This window comes from Amycolatopsis sp. MJM2582, assembly GCF_000754115.1.
Lineage (GTDB): Bacteria > Actinomycetota > Actinomycetes > Mycobacteriales > Pseudonocardiaceae > Amycolatopsis > Amycolatopsis japonica.
Genome location: NZ_JPLW01000003.1, coordinates 281,380 through 301,539 on the forward strand (window position 1 = coordinate 281,380; position 20,160 = coordinate 301,539).

At 69.7% G+C, this 20,160-nt stretch carries 19 protein-coding genes; 11 read left to right on the top strand and 8 right to left on the bottom strand.

Annotated elements, in window-relative coordinates; genetic code table 11:
• Nucleotides 1–28 precede the first annotated feature (28 nt).
• Together ED92_RS20085 and ED92_RS20090 are read right to left on the bottom strand one after the other, a co-directional pair.
• On the bottom strand, nt 29–1,390 hold the full coding sequence (locus ED92_RS20085; protein WP_037340924.1) for a M20/M25/M40 family metallo-hydrolase: 1,362 nt from the start codon (nt 1,388–1,390) through the stop codon (nt 29–31).
• Nucleotides 1,391–1,481: 91 nt separating this feature from the next.
• The gene (locus ED92_RS20090; protein WP_037340928.1) at nt 1,482–1,856 is read right to left on the bottom strand and encodes a hypothetical protein; all 375 of its coding nucleotides are present in this window, start codon (nt 1,854–1,856) and stop codon (nt 1,482–1,484) included.
• Nucleotides 1,857–2,108: 252 nt separating this feature from the next.
• Between ED92_RS20090 and ED92_RS20095 the strand changes: the two genes are divergently transcribed.
• On the top strand, nt 2,109–2,447 hold the full coding sequence (locus ED92_RS20095) for a helix-turn-helix domain-containing protein (protein WP_037342472.1): 339 nt from the start codon (nt 2,109–2,111) through the stop codon (nt 2,445–2,447).
• A 377-nt stretch (nt 2,448–2,824) separates the two neighbouring features.
• Here the strand turns inward: ED92_RS20095 and ED92_RS20100 are convergent, their stop codons facing one another.
• Complete coding sequence (locus ED92_RS20100; protein WP_037340929.1) at nt 2,825–3,115, bottom strand: 4a-hydroxytetrahydrobiopterin dehydratase; 291 nt, start codon at nt 3,113–3,115, stop codon at nt 2,825–2,827.
• Nucleotides 3,116–3,192: 77 nt separating this feature from the next.
• Here ED92_RS20100 and ED92_RS20105 point away from each other — a divergent pair, with 77 nt between their 5' ends.
• From ED92_RS20105 to ED92_RS20120, 4 genes are all read left to right on the top strand, one after another.
• On the top strand, nt 3,193–4,245 hold the full coding sequence (locus tag ED92_RS20105) for a thiamine ABC transporter substrate binding subunit (protein ID WP_037340931.1): 1,053 nt from the start codon (nt 3,193–3,195) through the stop codon (nt 4,243–4,245).
• Nucleotides 4,246–4,292: 47 nt separating this feature from the next.
• Nucleotides 4,293–5,870: an iron ABC transporter permease gene (locus ED92_RS20110; protein ID WP_037340933.1), complete on the top strand. Its 1,578-nt coding sequence runs from the start codon at nt 4,293–4,295 to the stop codon at nt 5,868–5,870.
• Nucleotides 5,870–6,886: an ABC transporter ATP-binding protein gene (locus tag ED92_RS20115; RefSeq protein WP_037340935.1), complete on the top strand. Its 1,017-nt coding sequence runs from the start codon at nt 5,870–5,872 to the stop codon at nt 6,884–6,886. The genes ED92_RS20110 and ED92_RS20115 overlap by 1 nt, the downstream gene beginning before the upstream one ends.
• Nucleotides 6,887–6,984: 98 nt before the next feature.
• Nucleotides 6,985–8,088, top strand: coding sequence for a serine hydrolase (locus ED92_RS20120; protein WP_037342473.1), 1,104 nt, complete (start codon nt 6,985–6,987; stop codon nt 8,086–8,088).
• Nucleotides 8,089–8,161: 73 nt separating this feature from the next.
• Here the strand turns inward: ED92_RS20120 and ED92_RS20125 are convergent, their stop codons facing one another.
• Genes ED92_RS20125 through ED92_RS20135 form a run of 3 tightly spaced genes read right to left on the bottom strand, consistent with a single transcriptional unit; the run spans nt 8,162 to nt 11,105 of the window.
• Nucleotides 8,162–9,031: an ABC transporter permease gene (locus ED92_RS20125; protein WP_037340937.1), complete on the bottom strand. Its 870-nt coding sequence runs from the start codon at nt 9,029–9,031 to the stop codon at nt 8,162–8,164.
• Nucleotides 9,028–10,023, bottom strand: a complete 996-nt coding sequence (locus ED92_RS20130) for an ABC transporter ATP-binding protein (RefSeq protein WP_037340939.1) — start codon at nt 10,021–10,023, stop codon at nt 9,028–9,030. The genes ED92_RS20125 and ED92_RS20130 overlap by 4 nt, the downstream gene beginning before the upstream one ends.
• Nucleotides 10,020–11,105, bottom strand: a complete 1,086-nt coding sequence (locus ED92_RS20135) for a DUF2092 domain-containing protein (RefSeq protein ID WP_037340941.1) — start codon at nt 11,103–11,105, stop codon at nt 10,020–10,022. The genes ED92_RS20130 and ED92_RS20135 overlap by 4 nt, the downstream gene beginning before the upstream one ends.
• A 144-nt stretch (nt 11,106–11,249) precedes the next feature.
• On the opposite strand from ED92_RS20135, the gene ED92_RS20140 reads away from it, so the two are divergent.
• Genes ED92_RS20140 through ED92_RS20150 form a run of 3 tightly spaced genes read left to right on the top strand, consistent with a single transcriptional unit; the run spans nt 11,250 to nt 13,703 of the window.
• The gene (locus ED92_RS20140; protein ID WP_037340943.1) at nt 11,250–11,978 is read left to right on the top strand and encodes a response regulator transcription factor; all 729 of its coding nucleotides are present in this window, start codon (nt 11,250–11,252) and stop codon (nt 11,976–11,978) included.
• Complete coding sequence (locus ED92_RS20145; protein ID WP_037340945.1) at nt 11,975–13,303, top strand: ATP-binding protein; 1,329 nt, start codon at nt 11,975–11,977, stop codon at nt 13,301–13,303. The genes ED92_RS20140 and ED92_RS20145 overlap by 4 nt, the downstream gene beginning before the upstream one ends.
• A 10-nt stretch (nt 13,304–13,313) precedes the next feature.
• On the top strand, nt 13,314–13,703 hold the full coding sequence (locus tag ED92_RS20150; RefSeq protein WP_037340948.1) for a (deoxy)nucleoside triphosphate pyrophosphohydrolase: 390 nt from the start codon (nt 13,314–13,316) through the stop codon (nt 13,701–13,703).
• Nucleotides 13,704–13,752: 49 nt separating this feature from the next.
• Here the strand turns inward: ED92_RS20150 and trpS are convergent, their stop codons facing one another.
• Nucleotides 13,753–14,718: a tryptophan--tRNA ligase gene (gene trpS, locus ED92_RS20155; protein ID WP_037340950.1), complete on the bottom strand. Its 966-nt coding sequence runs from the start codon at nt 14,716–14,718 to the stop codon at nt 13,753–13,755.
• A gap of 278 nt (nt 14,719–14,996) precedes the next feature.
• Here trpS and ED92_RS20160 point away from each other — a divergent pair, with 278 nt between their 5' ends.
• Nucleotides 14,997–15,296, top strand: coding sequence for a YciI family protein (locus ED92_RS20160; RefSeq protein ID WP_037340953.1), 300 nt, complete (start codon nt 14,997–14,999; stop codon nt 15,294–15,296).
• 7 nt (nt 15,297–15,303) lie between these two features.
• On the opposite strand, the gene ED92_RS43020 is transcribed toward ED92_RS20160, so the two are convergent.
• Nucleotides 15,304–15,462, bottom strand: a complete 159-nt coding sequence (locus ED92_RS43020) for a hypothetical protein (RefSeq protein WP_007028942.1) — start codon at nt 15,460–15,462, stop codon at nt 15,304–15,306.
• 195 nt (nt 15,463–15,657) lie between these two features.
• On the opposite strand from ED92_RS43020, the gene typA reads away from it, so the two are divergent.
• Both typA and ED92_RS20170 read left to right on the top strand, forming a co-directional pair.
• Nucleotides 15,658–17,580 carry a translational GTPase TypA gene (typA, locus tag ED92_RS20165; protein WP_037340955.1) on the top strand — a complete coding sequence of 641 codons (1,923 nt, stop codon included), beginning with the start codon at nt 15,658–15,660 and terminating at the stop codon, nt 17,578–17,580.
• A gap of 692 nt (nt 17,581–18,272) precedes the next feature.
• Nucleotides 18,273–19,982 (top strand): ABC transporter family substrate-binding protein, encoded by a 1,710-nt coding sequence (locus ED92_RS20170; protein ID WP_037340956.1) that lies wholly within the window; start codon nt 18,273–18,275, stop codon nt 19,980–19,982.
• Nucleotides 19,983–20,160 lie beyond the last annotated feature (178 nt).

Here is a 20,160-nt window from a genome sequence, read left to right on the forward strand (position 1 = left end):
TGTCCCCGATGAGGACACCCGGCGAGCCTCACTTCCGCAGCAGGCTGTACGCGGCGGAACCGATCAGCTCCAGCGAAACCTGAAGCCGCTCAAGGGAAACGTTGTCCTTGATGGTGTCTTCCGGCGTGTGGTACGTCGGCTCCAGCAGCGCCGGGCCGGTTTCGCCACGCCAGCTGAAGTTGCCCGAAGCGATCCCGCGTTCGAAGAACGGCACGTGGTCGCTCGAACCGCGCGCCACCGGACCCTTGACCCGCGGGTCGTAGCCGAGCCGCTTGGCGGCGGCGTTGACGGCCGCGGTCGTGGCGTTGTCCGCACCGTCGACCGAAAGCAGCCAGTAGGTGACGGCCGGGTCCCAGCTGGTGGCGACCATGTCGTTCTGGAAGCAGCCCGCGATCCGCTGCGCCTCCGGGTCGGACAGGTTCTTGACGTAGTGCCGCGAGCCGATCAGCCCGTACTCCTCCGAACCCCACAGCGCGAACCGCAGCGTCTTGTTCGTCGGCAGGTATCGCAGGACGCGCGCCAGCTCCAGGCACAGCACGGTGCCGCTGCCGTCGTCGTTGGCGCCGGGGGAACCGGGGACGCTGTCGTAGTGCGCGGTCACCATGACCACGCCTTCGTCCTTGCCGGGGAACGTGGCGGGCCGCTCGGCGATGACGTTGTACGACGTCAGGTTCTTGTGGTGCGTGGCCGTCGCCTTGACCGTGACCGAGCCCTTGGCGAGCCGTTCGCGCAGGCGCTCCACTTGCACCTGGGCCAGGCCCAGCACCGGGATGGTGACCGGGGTGGCGAGCGTCGGGGAGAAGGCGGACAGCTTGCGGGCCGGGTCGGCGCCGATCCGGCCGAGCAGCACGGCGTCCGCTCCGCGCTGCGCCGCCGTCAGGTACGCGTCGGCCTTGTTCGCGACGGCGGCGATCAGCACGATCTTGCCGGTCAGGTCGTCGGGCAGGGTGCTGCCGTCACCGGCGTCGACGACGACGGCCTCACGGGTGACGTCCTGCGCGCCCTGCGGCGACGAGCCGGTCTGCCAGCTGTCGCGTCCGATCGTCAGGCCGCCGAGGAACTTGTCGGCGATCGGGAACGGCTGCAACGTCACCTGGTAGCGCAGGTCGCGAAGCACCTTCGCGATGTAATCCCTGGCCCGCAGTTCGCCTTCGGTGCCGGCGATCCGGGGGCCGATCTTGTCGCTGAGCACCCGCAGATGCTCCAGTGCCCGCCGCGACCGCACCCGCGCGATCACGGGATAGTCGCCGAAGTCCAGCGACGGCGGGAACTGCGCGCCCGGACGTTGTTGAGTGGCCGCGGCGGCGGTGCCGGGGTTCAGCCCGATCGTCGCCGCGCCCGCCAGTGCCACCGCGCCCGCGAGCACCTCACGTCTGCGCAGACCTGCCATGGAACACCCCTCACTTCTCGAAGAAACTCGTCCGAGTAGCCAATAGTGCGCCGGTCACCGGAGCAACCTCCGATCGTCCCCTTTTTCCGGTTCAGCGCACGGCGGCCCGGCGGTAGGCCGCCGAGACGGCGACGACGCCGGAGACCGCCGCGGCGATCACCCCGCCGATCAGCAGCACGGTCCCGACGAAGGGCCCGAAGTCGCCGACGTCGGCGAGCCGCCCCCAGAACGACCCTTCGAGCAGCGCGCCGACGAGGATGAACATCGGCGCGGCGACGCCGAGGAAGAGGATCCACCGGTACCTGGCGGCCAGTGTCAGCACGAGGATCCCGGTCACGCCGAGGATGAACGGGCCGGGCGGGATGTCCGGGAAACCCGGGACGCCCGAAACGATCTGGATGATCAGGCCGGCGACGCCGACGAAGAGGAAGAAGGCGTTGGCGACGGCGGCGGTGGAACGGTTCATGACGAGCTCCTCACTGGGTTTCAAGACCACTGAAGAGTCCCGCTCACGGCGGCCGGGGGCGTCGGCCCGGAAGCGGCAATCAGGCCTACGCGGTTTTGCGTACGACCTCCTGATACCAAAGAGGCCGCCGCGCGCCGCGTAAGACTTGGTCATCGCGATGTCCACCGGCTCGCGCACCTACCGGGAAGCGGCGGTCGAACTGGCGGCGTGGGCGAGGGTAACTTCGAACGGGTGAAGCCGTTGAGTCCCGACATGTTCGCGCCCGGCTGTCCGTCGAACCTGACCCCGTTCCGGATCGGCGACAAATGGGCGGGTCTGGTCGTGCAGTGCCTGGAAGAAGGGCCGCGCCGGTTCTCCGAGCTGCGGGTGCCCTTGAGGGGAGTCACGTCGAAGGTGCTCACGGAGACCCTCAGGGCTCTGGAGCGCGACGGCATGATCACGCGGACGGCGTACGACGAGACGCCGCCGCGGGTGGAGTACGAGCTCACTCCGCTCGGCCGGACGTTGTTCGAGCCAATGGAGGCATGCCGTAAATGGGCGGCGGAGCACCTTCCGGAGCTCGTCGCCGCCCGCGAGGCGTACTCCGGTTAGCCGAGAAGGCCCAGTACGACGATCGTCAGCAGCGTGATGGCGGCGGCGAAGGTGGTCACCCAGGCGCGCTGGGCGGCGGTGATGGAGGCGTTGTTCACGGCGGTTCCCCGGGGGAGAGAAGCGACAGGTCCGCCCGGAACAGCGCGTTGATCAGGCTCCGCGTTACCTTCGAAGCGCCGGTGTGATCAAGATCACTGATCGTGCTGGTGATGCCGTTCGCGCGCGGTGTACCAGAGCACTCCGGCGGCCGCCGCCACCATCGCGCCGAACGCCGAGAACCCCACCACGATCGCCTGCGTCATCACTCGTCCTTTCTCGTTGTGTCCCTACCGGGGTGACGTCCGAGAAGCGGGGTTGTGGCGCGGTCGTAGCGGACGTCACATGCCGGCGAGTACCCCGTCGATCTGCGACGCAAGCGAGAAGTCCTTCTCCGTCAGCCCTCCGGCGGAGTGCGTGCTGAGCCGGAACGTCACCGTCCGCCAGCGGATGTCGATGTCGGGATGGTGGTCGGCCGCCTCCGCCAATTCGGCCACCTTGTCCACCGCTTCGATGGCCTTGGGGAAGCTCGGCAGCTTCGCCGTCCGCTCGATCGTCACACCGTCACGGGTCCACCCGGAGAGCTTGGTCACGGCTTCGTCGGCCTGCTGGTCGTTCAAGATTTCCGCCATGACTCCATGGTGGTACGCCGTCGGCTACGCTGCACGTTTGCCACGGGTCCCCCCCCTTGAAGAACGCAGGAGGCTAGATGAAACGCGCCCTCCGCACGGTCGTTGCGGCTGGCACGGTGGCCGCCCTCGTCGCGGGCTGCTCGCTCTCCGGGAACACGGGGAACGACCCGCAGGCGCCGGCGACGGTCACGCTCGTGACACACGACTCGTGGCTCGCGCCCCAGGACGTCCTCGACGCGTTCGAGCGGCAGTCCGGGATCAAGATCTCCGTGCTCAAACAGGGTGACGCGGGCGCGCTGACCAACAAACTGGTGCTCACCAAGGCGAATCCGATCGGTGACGTCGCGTACGGCATCGACTCGACGTTCGCCTCGCGCGCGCTCACCGAGGGCGTTTTCGAGCAGTACACCAGCCCGGAAGCGGATCGCGGCCCGCAGCGCTACTCCGTCGACCCTGGCCATCGGCTCTCCGCGGTCGACCTCGGCGACGTCTGCGTCAACATCGACACCCGGTACTTCGTGGACAAGGGGATCCCGGAGCCGAAGTCGTTCGCGGATCTGACCGACGCCAAGTACAAGGACCTGATGGTCGCCGAGAGCCCCGCGACGTCGTCGCCGGGGCTGGCGTTCCTGCTCGGCACCGTCGCCCAGTTCGGCGAGCAGGGCTGGCAGGGGTACTGGACGCAGCTGAAGGCCAACGGGCTCAAGACGGTCAGCGGCTGGGAAGAGGCCTACTCCAAGGAGTTCTCCGGCTCCTCGGGCAAGGGCCCGCGTCCGATCGTCGTCTCCTACGCCTCCTCGCCCGCCGCCGAGATCGGCGACGACGGCAAGCCGCGCACGAAGGCGCTGCTGGACACCTGTTACCGCCAGGTCGAGTACGCGGGTGTGCTGGCGGGCGGCAAGCAGGTCGAGAAGGCCCGCAAGGTCGTGGACTTCCTGCTGTCGCAGCAGTTCCAGGTCACCGTGGCGAGCAACATGTACGTGTACCCGGCCCGTCAGGGTGTCGAGCTCCCGCAGGGCTGGGCGCAGGCCGCGCCGCTGCCGCAGCAGCCGAAGACGCTCGAACCGGCCAAGATCCAGGCCGGGCGCGAGCAGTGGATCGCGCAGTGGCGCACGCTACTCGAAGGCTGAGCACCCCCAGGCCGACTTTCCGAGGGACAGGGCTGGCCGCACTCGCCGTGCTGCCGCTCGGTTTCCTCGTGGTGTTCTTCGCCTGGCCGGTCGCGGCGATCATCGGCCGGGGCTTCGGCTCCGGCGGCGTCGGCACGGCCATCGGGGACCCACTGACCTGGAAACTTGCGGGATTCACCGTCGCCAGCGCCGGGGTTTCGACGATCGTCGCGGTGCTCGCGGGGCTGCCGGTCGCGTTCCTGCTCGCGCGGGTGCGGCTGCCGGGGGTCTCGCTGGTCCGGACACTCGTGCTGGTGCCGTTCGTGTTGCCGACCGTCGTGGTCGGCCTGGCGTTCCGCGCGCTTTGGCCCGATGGCGGGCTGCTTCCGTTGGTGCTGGCCAACGCCTTCTTCAACGTCGCCGTCGTCGCGCGCACGGTTTCCGGGCTGTGGAGCCATCTCGACCCGCGGACGGTGGACGCGGCCCGTGCGCTCGGCGCGTCGCCGTGGCGCGCCTTCCGTTCGGTGACGCTACCCGCCCTCGCGCCGGCCGTCGCGTCCTCGGCCGCGGTGGTCTTCCTGTTCTGTGCCACCAGTTTCGGGGTCGTGCTCATCCTCGGCGGGGCGAAGTACCGCACGCTGGAGACCGAGATCTACCTGCGCACCGTCCAGCTACTCGACCTCTCCGGCGCGGCCGCGTTGTCGCTGGTGCAGTTCGCCGCCGTCGTCGCCGCGCTCGTCGTGGGCGCGCTCGCGAGGCGTCGCCGGGAGAACGCGGTGCGGCTGCGTTCGCGGAGCGAGACCGCGCGGAGGCCGAGGGGTGGCGAGTGGTGGGCGGTGGCCGCCGGGCTCGCGGTGATCGCGCTCCTGATGACGCCGATCGTGGCGCTGCTGATCGAATCCGTGTCCACTTCGGACGGTTGGAGTCTCGCGGGGTACGAAGCGCTGGCCGGGCAAGGCTCCCGCAACGCGCTCCAGGTTTCGGGCTGGGACGCGGCGTCGATGTCGCTGCGGACAGCGTTCGACGCGACGACGCTCGCGATGATCGTCGGGGTGCTGGCCTCGGTCGTGCTGGTGGCGCTGCGCCGCACGCCCGGCAGGCTGGCGCGGGGGATGGGCGAGACGATGGACGCCGCGCTGATGCTGCCGCTGGGTGTGTCCGCGGTGACCGTCGGTTTCGGTTATCTCGTCACGCTCGACGCGCTCCCGGGCGATCTGCGGACGTCGCCGCTGCTGGTGCCGCTCGCACAGGCGCTGGTGATCATCCCGCTGATCGTGCGGATGGTGCTGCCGGTGCTGCGGTCGGTCGACGTCCGGCTGCGGCAGGCCGCGTCGACACTCGGTGCGAGCCCCGGCCGGGTGTGGCGCGAGATCGATCTCCCGCTGACGGCGCGTTCGCTGGTCGCGGCGGCCGGGTTCGGCTACGTGGTCGCGCTCGGCGAATTCGGCGCGACGAGCTTCCTGGCCAGGCCGGACGCGCCGACGCTGCCGGTCGCCGTCGCGACGCTGATCTCGCGGCCGGGGGAGCTGAACAACCAGATGGCCTACGCGGCCTGCGCACTGCTCATGATCGTGACCGTGGTGGCGGTGGTGCTGATCGACCGGTTCGGCGCGGTCCGCGGGCAGAATTCGGTAGGGGAGTTCTAGTGTCGCTGTCGGTACGGGATCTGACCGTCCACTATGGATCCTTCGCGGCGGTGAAGGACGCCCGGCTGGACATCGCCGATGGCGAGGTGCTGGCGCTGCTCGGCCCGTCCGGATCGGGGAAGTCGACGCTGCTGCGGGCGATCACCGGGCTGGAGCCGCTGACGTCGGGCACCGTGCGGTGGGACGGCGAGGATCTCGCCGGTGTCCCGGTGCACCGGCGGGAGTTCGGGCTGGTCTTCCAGGACGGCCAGCTGTTCCCGCACAAGGACGTCGCCTCGAACATCGCGTTCGGCCTGCGGATGCACGACGTGCCGCGCGCCGAGCACGCGGACCGCGTCCGTGCGCTGCTGGAGTTGGTCGGGCTCGTCGGCTACGAGCGGCGGAGGGTGACCGAGCTGTCCGGCGGGCAGGCGCAGCGAGTGGCGCTCGCCCGCGCCCTGGCTCCGGAGCCGCGGTTGCTGCTGCTGGACGAACCACTGTCCGGTTTGGACGCCGGACTGCGGGAACAGCTGGCGATCGACCTCGCCGCCCTGTTGCGGCGCAGCAAGATCACCGCGCTGCTGGTCACGCACGATCAGGAAGAGGCGTTCACGCTCGCCGACCGCGTCGCCGTGCTCGAAGACGGCGAGATCCGGCAGGAGGGCGCGGTGCGCCGCGTCTGGCGGCAGCCGGTGGACGAGGGCGTGGCACGGTTCCTCGGCGTGACCACGTTCGTCGACGGCGAAGCTTCCGGTGGTGTGGTGCGGACTCCGCTCGGCGAGGTCGCGCTGCCCGACGTCGAGGACGGAGCGGTGCGGCTGGGGCTGCGGCCGCACGGGCTCCGCGTGGCTCCGGACGGTGTCGAAGGCGAGGTCGTCGCCGTCGTGCACCGGCGGGAGCATGTCCGGCTCGTGGTCGCACCCGGCGGCGATCTGTCCACTGTGGACGCGGTCGCGCCGGTGACCGCCGACCTGCGTCCCGGGGACACCGTCCGGCTCGCTCTGGACCCGGACGGCGTCGCCCAACTTCGCATTTAGTCCTCTGAATGCGAACTCCGGCTGAATGCGGTAGTCCGGGCCGAAACCTGCGGTTTTCCGCAGTGTCCGCGGGGTTCGGCCGCCATACCGTCGACTCCATGCTCCTGAAGACGATCTTGTCCTTCGTTCTCGCGGTCGTTCCGGCCGCCGCACCGGCCACGCCGGATATCCCGGTCGCCGAGTTGCGCGGCAGGCTCACCGCCCTCGCCGACGGCCGGGACATCACCGCCGGGCTGATCCACGTCCGGAACGGCACCCGCCAGTGGTCGGACGCGGTGGGCGTGCGCGATCTGGCCTCCGGCGCGCCCGCCGTCGCCGGCGGTCATTTCCGGATCGGCAGCGTCACCAAGACCTTCGCGGCCACCGTCCTCCTGCAGCTGACAGACGAGGGACGGCTGGCGCTCGACGATCCGATCGAGCGCCACCTGCCCGGTGTCGTCCCCGACGGCGGTCGCGTCACCGTCCGGCACGTCCTGCAGCACACCAGCGGCCTGCACGACTACATGAGTGAACCCGGGTACTCGACCAACCGCTGGCGCGCCGATGCCCGCTTCGACGACTACACGCCTTCGCAACTGCTGAAGGTGGCGTTCGCGAAAGGCCCGGACTTCGAGAACCCAGGCGAGTCCTGGCATTACTCGAACACCAACTACGTCGTCGCCGGTCTGCTGATCGAGAAGCTGACCGGACGCCCGTACGGCGAGGAGGTGACACGGCGGATCCTGCGCCCGCTCCACCTCACGCGCACCAGCGTCCCGGGCCACCGCTCGTCCTTGCCCGTTCCGCATGCCCGCGGCTACGAACCGCTGCCCACGACCCCGCCGTCGATCGTGGACGCCACCGACATGGATCCCTCACTGGACTGGGCGGCCGGTGAGATGGTCTCCACCCCTCGCGACCTGACCACCTTCGTCACCGCCCTGATCGAGGGCAGGCTGACGAGCCAGGCGAGCCTGACGGAGATGCGGCGGATGAGGGAAGCGGTCCCGCTGTTCCGGTACGGCCTGGGCTTGCAGGAGTTCGCGATCCCTTGTGCGACCGGCCCGAAACCGGTGTGGGGGCACACGGGACAGCTGATCGGCTACCTCACCGTCGCCTTCACCGACGGGAAGGGCAAGTCGCTGACCCTCTCCCTCAACCCGCACGAGCGGGACCCGTCCACCGAAGCCGTGGTCTCCATGGCGACGGCCGTCTTCTGCTAGCACTTAGTCCTCTGAATGCGGTAGTTGCGCGTGCAAGGACCGCATTCAGAGGACGAAACGCGAGGGGAGGGGGTCAGCCGTCCCGGGTGGTCAGGCGCGAGTAGGCGATCGAGAGCCCGATGACGATGTAGCAGGCGGCCCGCAAGGCGCCCTCGCCGAGCATCGACAGGTCCAGCGGATCCATCAGCACCGCGGCCGGAGCCTGCGCCCAATCCTTGTTGAGCAGGAACGGATGCAGCCACGAGACCGCGTCCAGGAAACCGAGGATGGTGAACACGATCGTGCCCGCCAGCACCGAAGCGACCACCAGCATCGGGTGTTCGGTGAACGACGAGATCGCGAGCGCGACCGCGCCGACCGCCCACAGCTGCAGGGTGATCCACAGCGCCACCACCAGCAGCCTGCCCAGCGCGTCCCACACGCTCAGCGTCGAGCCGGTGAGCGTGAACATCGAATCGGCGCCACTGACGATCAGCCCGGTGGCGAATCCGGTGAAGGTCATGGCCAGCACCGCGATCAGCGAGACGGTGGCGACGCCGAACGCCTTGATCGCCAGCAGCCTGCCCCGGCCGACCGGCGCGATGAGCCAGCCCCGCAAGGTGCCGTGCGCGGTCTCACCGGCGATCGCGTCCGCCCCGGCCATCGCCGAAGCGAGCGGCAGGAGCAGCGCCAGGGTCATGGTCAGCGCCGCGACCGGCAGGACGAACCCGTTGTTCATCGCGGAGGCCAGCAGTGCGCCGTCCCGGCCGCCTTCCGCTTCGGACGCGTCGACCAGCGTCAGCGCGACCCCGATCACGATCGGGATCAGCGCGAGCAGGCCCAGTACGGCCAGCGTGCGGGGCCGCCGGAAGATCCAGCGCAGTTCGGCGCGATACAGCCGGAGCAGGCCGATGCTGTCCCGGCCGGTCCTCGCCGCGGGTGCCGTGGCCAGAGCGTGGGTCACGACTCCCCCTCACCGTCTACAGTGGACTCCGGCTGGGTCAGCCGGGCGAACAGGTCTTCCAGGCCGGTCCGGGCCCGCGCCGCCTCGTGCACGGCCACCCCGGCCGTCACCAGATGACGCAGCACGTCGGGCGCCTCGGCGGCGGTGAGGTCCACGCGGACGCCGTCCGGGGTGAGCCTGCTGCCGATCCTGTTCTCCCGCAACGTCTCCACCGCGAGTTCGGCGTCCGGCGTCCGCACCAGCAGCGCCGCGTTCCCCGACTCCAGCAGTTCCGAAAGCTCGCCCTGGGCGATCACGTTCCCGGACTGGAGCACCGCGACATGCGTACAGGTCGCCTCGACCTCGGCCAGCAGATGCGACGACACCAGCACGGTGACACCGTCGGCGTGCAGTTCGGCGATGATCCGGCGGATCTCCCTGGTGCCCGCCGGGTCGAGGCCGTTGGTCGGTTCGTCGAGCACGACCATCCGCCGCGGCACGAGCAGCGCGCTCGCCAGCCCCATCCGCTGCTTCATCCCCAGCGAGTACCCCTTGTAGCGCCGGGTGGCGGCGTCGGTCAGGCCGACGCGCTCAAGCGCCGCGTCGACCGCTCCGGGGATCCCGGCCGAGGCCAGCCTCGGTTCGGCCGCGGCCACGCGCAGCAGGTTCTCGCGCCCGGAGAGAAAAGGGTGGAAACCCGGTCCTTCGACGAGCGCGCCGACGTCGGGCAGCGCGTGCGCCGCCTCGTCGGGCATCTTCCTGCCGAAGAGTTCGACCTCGCCCTCCGTGGGCCGCACGAGACCGAGCAGCATCCGGATGGTCGTCGTCTTGCCCGAACCGTTGGGGCCGAGCATCCCCAGCACGGCGCCTTCGGGAACGTCGAGATCGACGTGGTCCACGGCCACCGTGCGGCCGTAGACCTTGCGCAGGCCCCTGGTGCGGGCCGCCATGGGTACCGCCGGAGCGGACGCCTCCTGGGAGGCGTCCGTCCCGGCTTCGAAAGTGGTGGTCACTTCGCGGCCAAAGCCTCGAAGAGGACCTGCTCCGGCACCGCGCCGACGGCGTAGCGGCCGTCGTCGGTCAGCACGCCGCTGCCGACCTTGGTGGTCACCAGCCAGCCGCTGCCCCAGGCACCGCTGACCGGCTTGGCGAACCGCGAAAGCAGTGCCTTCGGGTCGACCTGGCGGCCTTCCTCGTCCTTGGCCTGACCGGCCTTCGACAGCGCGTCGGCCGGGATCTTGCCCGTGATCGCGGTGTCCCAGCCGTCGCCGACGACCTTGATGTCGGACTTCGCCTGCTCGGCCAGCTCACGGTTCTTCGGATCGACCTCGGCGGTCTTCTCGGTCACCTTCGCGCCCTTCGGCGGGGTGAACTCGAAGTTCGACGCGGGCTGGGCCGCGAAGTTGATCTCGCTGAACGAGACCTCCAGCGCCGGGGACGAAGTGCCGTTCGCCAGCACCGTGACCCGCAGCGGCAGCCGGGTCTGGTCGTCGATCGCGACGCGGATCTCGCGCAGGAGCGTCCGCTCGGTCGGCTTCGGGGTCAGCACCAGTTCGTACGCGGACCGGTTCGCCACCGAGGCCGTCCCGCTGACGGCGATCGTGCTGCTCTCGCGCACCTTGCCGAGCAGTTCCGACGCCACCGTGGCCGGGTCGACGTCCTTGCTCTTCTCCTGGTGCTCCTTGGCCAGCCCGTCCGGGATGGTCACCTTGGTGGCCGAGTTGTCCTTGGAGCTGTACTCCCAGACGGTCTGGCCGTTCCGGACGATGGTCTGCTGGCTGGAGCCCTCGGTGAGCGAAACCTTGCTCTTGCCCGCCCCGTCGGTCGAAATCTGCGCCGAGTCGACGTCGAGCGCCGAGACGCCGGGCAGGGTGCTGCCGACCTGCGGCAGGCCGAGGTCGTTGCTGACCTTGACCTTCCCGTCGAACGCCGACGGCTTCGCGTTGAGCGTCGACTGCACCAGCTCTTCGGCGCTGATCTGCGGCAGGACGGGCGCGTCGCCCGCGGTGGCCGGCATCGCGACGACGGCGAGGCCGCCGACGCCGAGCGCCGTGCCCACCACCGCCGCGGTGATGGCCTTCCTCTTCGGATCCATGCTGTCTCTCCCTGTTTCCCCGAACCCCAGTGTGCTCGGGTCTTGGCGACAACGCTTCCCCGGAAACGCTGAGATACCACTCAGACTCCGCCTCCCCGGCTGAGATGGCGCTGAGAGGTCGCGCGTGAGCTGGTGAAAGCGTGAATGATGAAGAGCGTGAAACCTCGAGTACTGGTGGTCGACGACGAACCCGGCGTGCGCAAGGCGTTGCAGCGGGGGCTGCGCGCCGAGGACATGGACGTGGTCACCGCGGCCGACGGGCCCAGCGGCCTGCGGCTCGCGCAGACGGGCTCCTTCGACGTCGTCCTGCTCGACATCATGCTTCCGGGGCTTTCCGGCTACCGCGTGCTCGAACGGCTGCGCGCGCTCGGCGTCACCACGCCGGTGCTGATGATCTCGGCGAAGGACGGCGAGGTCGATCAGGCCGACGGCCTCGACCTCGGCGCCGACGGCTACCTCGTGAAGCCGTTCTCGTTCGTCGTGCTGGTCGCGCAGGTACGCGCGGTGCTGCGACGGGCGTCGCCGGACGGGACCCGCGGGCCGCTGCGCATCGGCGCGCTCGAAGTCGACCGGAGCCTGCGGCAGGTCCGCTACGACGGCGTCGACGTCGCGTTCAGCCCCCGTGAGTTCGCCCTGCTGGAGGTGCTGGCCGGCCGGGCCGGAACGGTCGTCACCAAGGACGAACTGCTGCGCGCGGTCTGGGGCGACGAGCAGGCCGCGACCCGCAACGTCGTCGAGGTCTACGTCGGCTACGTGCGCCGCAAACTCGACGCGGTCGGCGCGGGCGCGCTGGTAAGGACCGTGCGCGGGCACGGATACCTGGCCTCGGATCCGCAGCTCGACGAAGTGATCGCCCCGGCGGGACAGGGGTGATCGGCTCGCCGTCTTGGTGGCGTCGCCGTTCGCTCCAGGTCCGGATCACCCTGCTCGCGGCCACGGTCACGCTCGGCTTCCTGCTCGGGCTGGCGGCGGTCGCCGGGGACAACCTGCAACCGCTGCTCATCGGTTCGGTCGACGACGAGCTCAGCGCTCAGCTGGAGACCGCGAAGGCCGACGTCTCGGCCGGGCGGACACCGTCGGGGTCGGCGGTCACCGTCCGCGTCCTCGACACCGCGGGCGGCCCGGTGGACGGTCTGCCGCCGTCGAACCTCGGCCCCACGGACATCCGAGCGCTGAAGGCGGGCGAATCGATCACGACCGGCGGCGAGCACAGCTGGCGCTGGGCGGGCACCGTCGTCACCGCACCCGACGGTCAGCAACGGCTCGTCGTCGCGGGTGCGGGCCTGGTCGGCTTCGCGACGGCCGTGCACTCCGGCGGGTTGTGGCTGTTCGTGGTCGCGTCGGTCGGCGCGGTGGGCGCGGGGATCGCGACGTGGCTGCTGGTGCGGTTCGCCCTGCGGCCGGTCGCGCGGATGCGCGGATCGGTGCGGGCGCTCCCGCCGGGCGCGCGGCTGCCGCTCCCGGATTCGCACGACGAACTCCGCGCGCTGGCCGAGGAGTTCAACGCGTTGCTGGCGCGGCAGGAGGAGGGCGCCGACCGGCTCCGCCGGTTCACCGGGGACGCCGCGCACGAGCTCCGCTCACCGGTCGCGTCGATCCGCGTGCAGGCCGAGGTCGCCGTCGCCAACCCCGATCCCGACCTCTCACAGGAGACGCTTTCCGACATCCTGGAGGAGTCGGAACGGCTTTCCGCGCTGCTCGACGGGCTGCTGGCGCTGGCGAGGTCGGATGCGGGGGAGGTCCCGCCCGCGGAACCGGTCGAGCTGGTGAGCGAGGTGCGGGCCGCCGTCGCGCGGATGCCCGCCGACGCACCGGAGATCCGGGTGAGCGGCACGGTCGGGACGGCGTGGGCACTGGCCACGCACGCCGAGGTCGAGCTGGTGCTGAGCAACCTGCTGCGCAACGCCTGCCGGTACGCGCGGAGCGAGATCGTGGTGTCGGTGCTCGCGGCGCGGTCCACCGTGCGGGTGGTGGTCGACGACGACGGGCCGGGCATCGCCCCTGAACACCGGGACCGGGTCTTCGACCGCTTCTACCGCGTGTCCGACTCGCGGGCGCGATCCTCCGGCGGCACCGGGCTGGGGCTGGCGATGGTCGCGGAGGCCGTCCGGCGGCGCGGTGGCCGGGTGCGCGTCGGCGAATCGCCCGACGGCGGGGCGCGCTTCCAGATCGTCTGGCAGGCGGCGCGCGGTCAGTAGGGTGTGCCGCGTGGTGATCGTGGGCGCCGCCATCGTGCGGGACGGACAGTTGCTGGCACAGCAGCGGGCTTGGCCCGCCGACCACGCCGGGCAATGGGAGCTGCCGGGCGGGCGCGTCGAGGACGGCGAAAGCGACGAGGCCGCCCTGGCGCGGGAATGCCTGGAGGAACTGGACGTCGCCGTGACGGTCGCGGGCCGGGTCGGCGAAGACGTGCCGCTGCCGAAAGGGAAGGTGCTGCGGATCTACGCCGCTTCGCTGGCCAACGTGGCGGACGAGCCGCGAGCGGTGGAGCACAAGGACGTCCGGTGGATCTCCACGCGCGAACTCGACGACCTCGACTGGCTGCCCGCCGACCGGATCCTCCTGCCCGCCCTGCACGCCCTGCTCACAAGTCCGTGAAGGCCTCCTTCCCTACCCTCAAAGTAGGGAAGGAGGCCTTCACGGAACTTCAGCCGGCGCCGATGAGCCGCAGCGCCGACTGCAGCCGGTGCTCACCCCGCTCCGCGGCCCGGATGGCACCCGCCTTGCGCACCCGCTCCAGCTCACCGGGGTCGGCCAGCAGCGCCAGCGCGCGCTCCCGCACCGGCCGCAGCTCCTCGATGAGCGCCTCGGCGACGGCCTCCTTCACCTGGCCGTAGGAGTCGAACCGGTCCGCGAGGACCTCGGGCTTCTCGCGGGTACACGCCGCGAGGATGTCCAGCAGGTTCGCCATCCCCGGACGGGTCTCCGGCGCGTAGGCGGGCTTCGACCCGCCGTCGGTCTTCGCGCGCTTGACCTTCCGGCGGACCTGGTCGGGCTCGTCGAGGACGAAGACCACCCCGGCCTCTTCCTTCGTCGACTTCGACATCTTCCGCGTCGGCTCGGCGAGGTCCATGACCCGCGCGCCGGCGGGCGGCAGCACCGCCTTCGGCATGGTGAACACGTCGCCGTAGGTGGTGTTGAAGCGCTTCGCCAGCGTTCTCGCCAGCTCGACGTGCTGCCGCTGGTCCTCGCCGACCGGGACCTCGTCCGCGCCCTGCAGCAGGATGTCGGCCGCCATCAGCACCGGATAGGTCAGCAGGGAGAGCCGGACCCCGGCGCGGCCCTTCGACTTCTCCTTGAACTGGATCATCCTGGCGGCCTCGCCGTAGTTGCAGGTGCACTCGAGGACCCAGTTGAGGGCGCCCAGCTCGCGCGCTATGTCGGACTGCACGAACACGCGGTCCGGCTCGATCCCGGCCGCGATCAGCACGGCCAGCTGCTCCGACGCCATCGAGCGCAGTTTCGACGGATTGTGCGCGTTCGTCATGGCGTGCAGGTCGGAGACGAAGTACAGGTCGTCCGGCCCGCCCTCGTCGGCCCACCGCCGGATGGCCCCCAGGTGGTTCCCGACGTGGACGTGGCCGGACGGGGTGATCCCGGACAACCTGATCATCTGCCTTCTTCCTTCCGGATTCGGGCCGCCCCAGGGTCCGGGCACGAAAAAGGCCGCCCGGTGGGGCGGCCTGGTGGTGCGCTCGTCTGGTTCAGCGCAGGATTGCGGGGCCGCCGGAGGGCGGCCACCACTGGGCGTTCTGCGCGCGCATGCCGAGGATCGTACCGCAGCCCGAAAAGGAAGGGCAGATCACTCATTCCGGGCACCGCGCGTCAACACTTCATATCAGCCCGGCCAGTACGTCCGTCATATTGGAGATCCGGGTCTACCTTCAACTCATGTTTGTCGTCCTGCTGACCTACACCGCGCCCATCGAAGAAATCGACTACGTGCTGCCCGATCACGCCGACTGGCTGACCAAACAGTACGAACACGGCAATTTCCTCGCCTCCGGCAGGCGCAACCCGCGCATCGGCGGCGTCATCATCACCAAGCCCATGGCCAGGGGAAAGCTGGACGCGATCCTCGCGACCGACCCCTTCTCGATCAAGCACATGGCCACCTACGAGGTGATCGAGTTCTCGCCGACCCGCACCGCGCCGGAACTGCGGGCCATCAACGAGGCGGTGGTGCACTGACGATCTTCTAAGCGGCCTTCGCGATCTTCGTTTTCGCCTTTTTGAGTGCGAGAACGGGGCATTTGCCGCACCGCGACTTCGACCGGCAGCATTTCTTCTTGACCTTGCCGGACTTCATCCATTTGCGCACGAGCTTGTGCGGGTCGTCGGGTAGTTTCTTGCCCACGCGCGCTCCTTCTCCGACCGGTGTCGGCGACCTCTACACGTTAGGTGAGCCTAACCGATCTGGGGGCGTGGGGCTGCTCACAGTCGGGCTACAGGTATCCTGGTGTGGTCCGCGTATGGCCAAAGTCGGCCAGGCGTGTCTCGAACGCGCGAGCGCGGGCACCACACCCGAACTTGAAACCTTTGGAGCCTTCGCGTGCCCGCAGCCAGCGCCACCGCAGTCGATGCCGGCCGCTCGTCCGGCAAGACCCGGCCCGACCTGCGCAACGTCGCCATCGTCGCACACGTCGACCACGGCAAGACGACCCTCGTCGACGCCATGCTCCGGCAGTCCGGCGCCTTCGAGGAACGCGCCGAACTCGTCGACCGCGTGATGGACTCCGGGGAGCTCGAGCGGGAAAAGGGCATCACCATCCTCGCGAAGAACACCTCCATCCACCGCGAGACCGAGAACGGCCCGGTGACGATCAACGTCATCGACACCCCCGGCCACGCGGACTTCGGCGGCGAGGTCGAGCGCGGACTGGCCATGGTGGACGGTGTCGTCCTGCTGGTCGACGCCAGCGAGGGCCCGCTCCCGCAGACCCGGTTCGTGCTCCGCAAGACCCTCGAGGCCGGCCTGCCGGTGATCCTGGTCGTCAACAAGACCGACCGGCCCGACGCGCGGATCTCCGAGGTCGTCGAGGAGACCCACGACCTCCTGCTCGACCTGGCCGGTGACATCGAGGACGCCGACCTCGACGCGATCCTCGACCTCCCGGTCGTCTTCGCCTCCGCCCGGTCCGGCAAGGCGAGCCTCGAGCAGCCCGCCGACGGCGCCGTGCCCGAGAGCGAGAACCTCGACCCGCTGTTCGAGACCCTGCTGCGCCACGTGCCGCCGCCCTTCGCGGACAAGGAAGGCCCGCTGCGCGCGCTGGTCACCAACCTCGACGCGTCGAACTTCCTCGGCCGTATCGCGCTGATCCGCATCCACTCCGGCAACCTGCGCAAGGGCCAGACCGTGGCCTGGATGCGCGAGGACGGCAGCATCCAGAACGTCCGGATCTCCGAACTGCTCGTCACCGAGGCGCTCACCCGCGTCCCGGCGACCGAGGCCAGCGCGGGCGAACTGGTCGCGATCGCCGGTATCCCGGACATCACCATCGGCGACACGCTGGCCGACGTCGAGAACCCCGAGGCGCTGCCCCGGATCGCCGTCGACGAGCCCGCCATCTCGATGACCATCGGTGTCAACACCTCGCCGCTGGCCGGCCGCAGCGGCGGCGACAAGGTCACCGCGCGGCTGGTGAAGGCCCGGCTGGACCAGGAGCTCATCGGTAACGTCAGCATCAAGGTGCTGCCGACCGAGCGCCCCGACACCTGGGAGGTGCAGGGCCGTGGTGAGCTGGCGCTGGCCATCCTCGTCGAGCAGATGCGCCGTGAGGGCTTCGAGCTGACCGTCGGCAAGCCGCAGGTGGTCACCAAGACGATCGACGGCAAGCTGCACGAACCGTTCGAGCGCCTGTCGATCGACGCCCCGGAGGAGCACCTCGGCGGCATCACCCAGCTCCTCGCCGCCCGCAAGGGCCGCATGGAGCACATGGGCGGGCACGGCACCGGCCGCATCAAGCTCGACTACGTCCTCCCGGCGCGTGGCCTGATCGGCTTCCGCACCGACTTCCTCACCGAGACCCGCGGTACCGGTATCGCGAACCACGTGTTCGAGGGCTACTTCCCGTGGGCGGGGGAGATCCGCACCCGCCACTCCGGTTCGCTGGTCGCCGACCGGTCCGGCCCGATCACCGCGTACGCGATGATCCAGCTGGCCGACCGCGGCACCTTCTTCGTCGAGCCCGGCGCCGAGGTGTACGAGGGCATGGTCGTCGGTGAGAACCCGCGCGCCGAGGATCTCGACATCAACATCACCAAGGAGAAGAAGCTGACGAACATGCGTCAGTCCTCCGCCGACGTGATGGAGACGCTGGCCCGCCCGCGCAAGATGGGGCTGGAAGAGGCGCTGGAGTTCTGCTCCGTCGACGAGTGCGTCGAGGTCGCCCCCGACGTCGTCCGGATCCGCAAGGTCACGCTGGACGTCAACCAGCGCGCCAAGGAGCGCAACAAGCTGAAGAACCGCGGCTGAGCCCACCACGACCACCCGGACCCATCGGCCGCCGTCCGGCTGGACACGCGTGTCGTCTACTCGATCACGCGTGTCGTCCGTCTGATCACGCGTGCCGTCCCAACGTCGAAGGGCGCCTGCTCACTCACCGTGAGTAGGCGCCCTTCGCCGTTCCAGGCGCCGAATGCGGTCACGCACCGTATTCGATCGAGCGTTCTTCGTTAAAGAAAGGTCCTTTCCCTACAATTTCAGGGAAAGCCGATCCTCCTTTTCGGACGGTGTTCACAACACCGGAACGGACCCCGCGGATCGACGGCGGAGCGGCCGCCGGTGCCGGTTCGCCGAATGCGGATCCGGACCGCCGCGAAACAAAAGTTCCTAAACGCGTCCGGATAGGACTCGCGATCGCGATCGTTTCGGCCGTGAATCGTGCGGTGGCGAACATTCCGGCCGCCGTTCCGGAATGTTCCGGGTTTGCGGAACCGATTGCCGGAGTATCGCGCTCCGGTGCCGCCGAAAAGCCCCGGCGCGGCAGGAACCCCGAGGGGCTCCCGGACGTCCACCGGGGGAGGACGGCATCCGGTCGGGCGACGACCGGGCCGATATGGGAATCTCGCTGCCGAGGCCATGTCCGGCGTGATAGCTCTATGGCGACGGGGCGAGGGACAAACCAGGAGGATCCAGGCGTGCGGTCACGGACCACAGCGGCACCCATGCTGGCGTGCGCGGCGGTGCTCCTCGCCGCCTGCAGCAACACCCCGCCCCCGCCCGTGGTCAGCTCCTCAGCCTCCCCGGTGAGCACTTCGACCACGAAGACGCCTTCGCAGGTCGTCGTGGGTGTCGACGACGTCCTCGGCGGCTACAACCCCCACAACCTCGCCGACGCCTCCCAGGTGACGTCGGCGCTCTCGCAGCTGCTGCTCCCGTCGGTGTTCCGCCCCAAGGACGACGGCAGCTTCGAACTGGACAAGAACCTGATGAAGTCCGCCGAGGTCGTCTCGCAGCAGCCGTTCACGGTCGCGTACACGATCCGCCCGGACGCCTCCTGGTCCGACAGCGCGCCGATCGCCGCCGAGGACTTCGCGTACCTCCGCGAGGCGATGCGCGATCAGCCCGGGGTCATCGGCGCCGCCGGCTACCGGCTGATCTCGGACATCCAGTCGCGCGAAGGCGGCAAACGGGTCGAGGTCACCTTCTCCAAGCCGTACCCGGGCTGGCAGACGCTCTTCGACAACCTCCTGCCCGCCCATCTGCTCAAGGACGCCCCGAACGGGTGGCAGGGCGCGCTGGCGACGGCGTTCCCGGCCGTCGGCGGCCCCTACTCGATCAAGGGCCTCGACACCGCGCGCGGAGAGGTCACCCTGGAGCGCAACGAGCGCTATTGGGAGAAACCCTCCGCCCTCGACCGGATCGTGCTCCGTGCGGCCGACCGGGAGGGCACACTGGCCGCGCTGCGCAGCGGCAACGACCAGTTCGTGATGACCAGGACCGACGGCAACGGCCTCAAACGGCTCGGTGAGCTCGGCTCCGCCGTCCAGTTGCACACGGTCGCGCGTCCCACGGTCGCGCAGATCCTCCTGCGGCCGGTGAGTTCGACGCTGTCGGATCCGAAGGTGCGCGAAGGCGTCACCGCGCTGATCGACCGCGGCAAGCTGATCACCGAGGCGACCGACGGCGGCCCGTCGGACAAGCTCCGCGCCGACGCCCAGGTCCGCGTCCCGTCGGCCCCCGGTTTCCAGCCGACGATCCCGGCACCGGGCCCGCCGTCGGCGGCCGACCCGGTCAAGGGCGAGGAACTGCTCAAATCCGCCGGATACACCAAGGAAGCCGGAACCTGGCGGAAGAACGGGAAGAACCTTTCGCTGGTCGTCGCGTCGCCCGCCAAGCAGGAGCCGTACGCGACGATCGCCAAGGAACTGACGGCGCAACTGGTGGCCGCGGGGATCGAGGTCAACGCGATCGCGCCGCAGCCGAGGGAACTGTTCTCGACCCTGCTGGCCATGCCGGTGCTCAACGGCGTGCAGCAGACGACGCCGGAGGGCGCGGGCAACGTCGGCATCGACATCGCGGTGGTCGGCCAGGTCACCGGGGGTGCGGACGTCGCTTCGGCGCTGGCGTCCACGTTCGGCTGCCGACCCGATCAGCTCACCGAGAAGACCAAGGCCGTCGTCCCCGGCAACCCGCTGGGCTTCTGCGATCCGGCCCTGCAGCCGTCGATCGACGCCGCGCTGACCGGCGCCACCCCGGTCGCGGACGCGCTTTCGGCCCTCGAACCGGAATTGTGGCGCCGGAATGTTGCCATTCCGTTGTTCCAGCTGGCCGATACCCTCGCCATCGGCTCTGGTATTTCCGGAGTAACCGCTGGTCCTCCTATGGTGGGCCCTTTCGGGTCGGCGGTGAACTGGACGAGGGGTCCGAAGTAGCCGTTTCGAGTCCGAGTCCGACCCTGGAGGGTGACCTTTCCCGGCACGTTCGAGTGGCGGACTGATTCCTCAAGGTAACCGGCGTATTTCTTGAAGTCAGCCGCAAGTTACCCTTTGGTCACGATCGCCCCGGAACTGGTGACTGTTCGTGCATTTCCTTTCTAGCGTGCACCCGCAG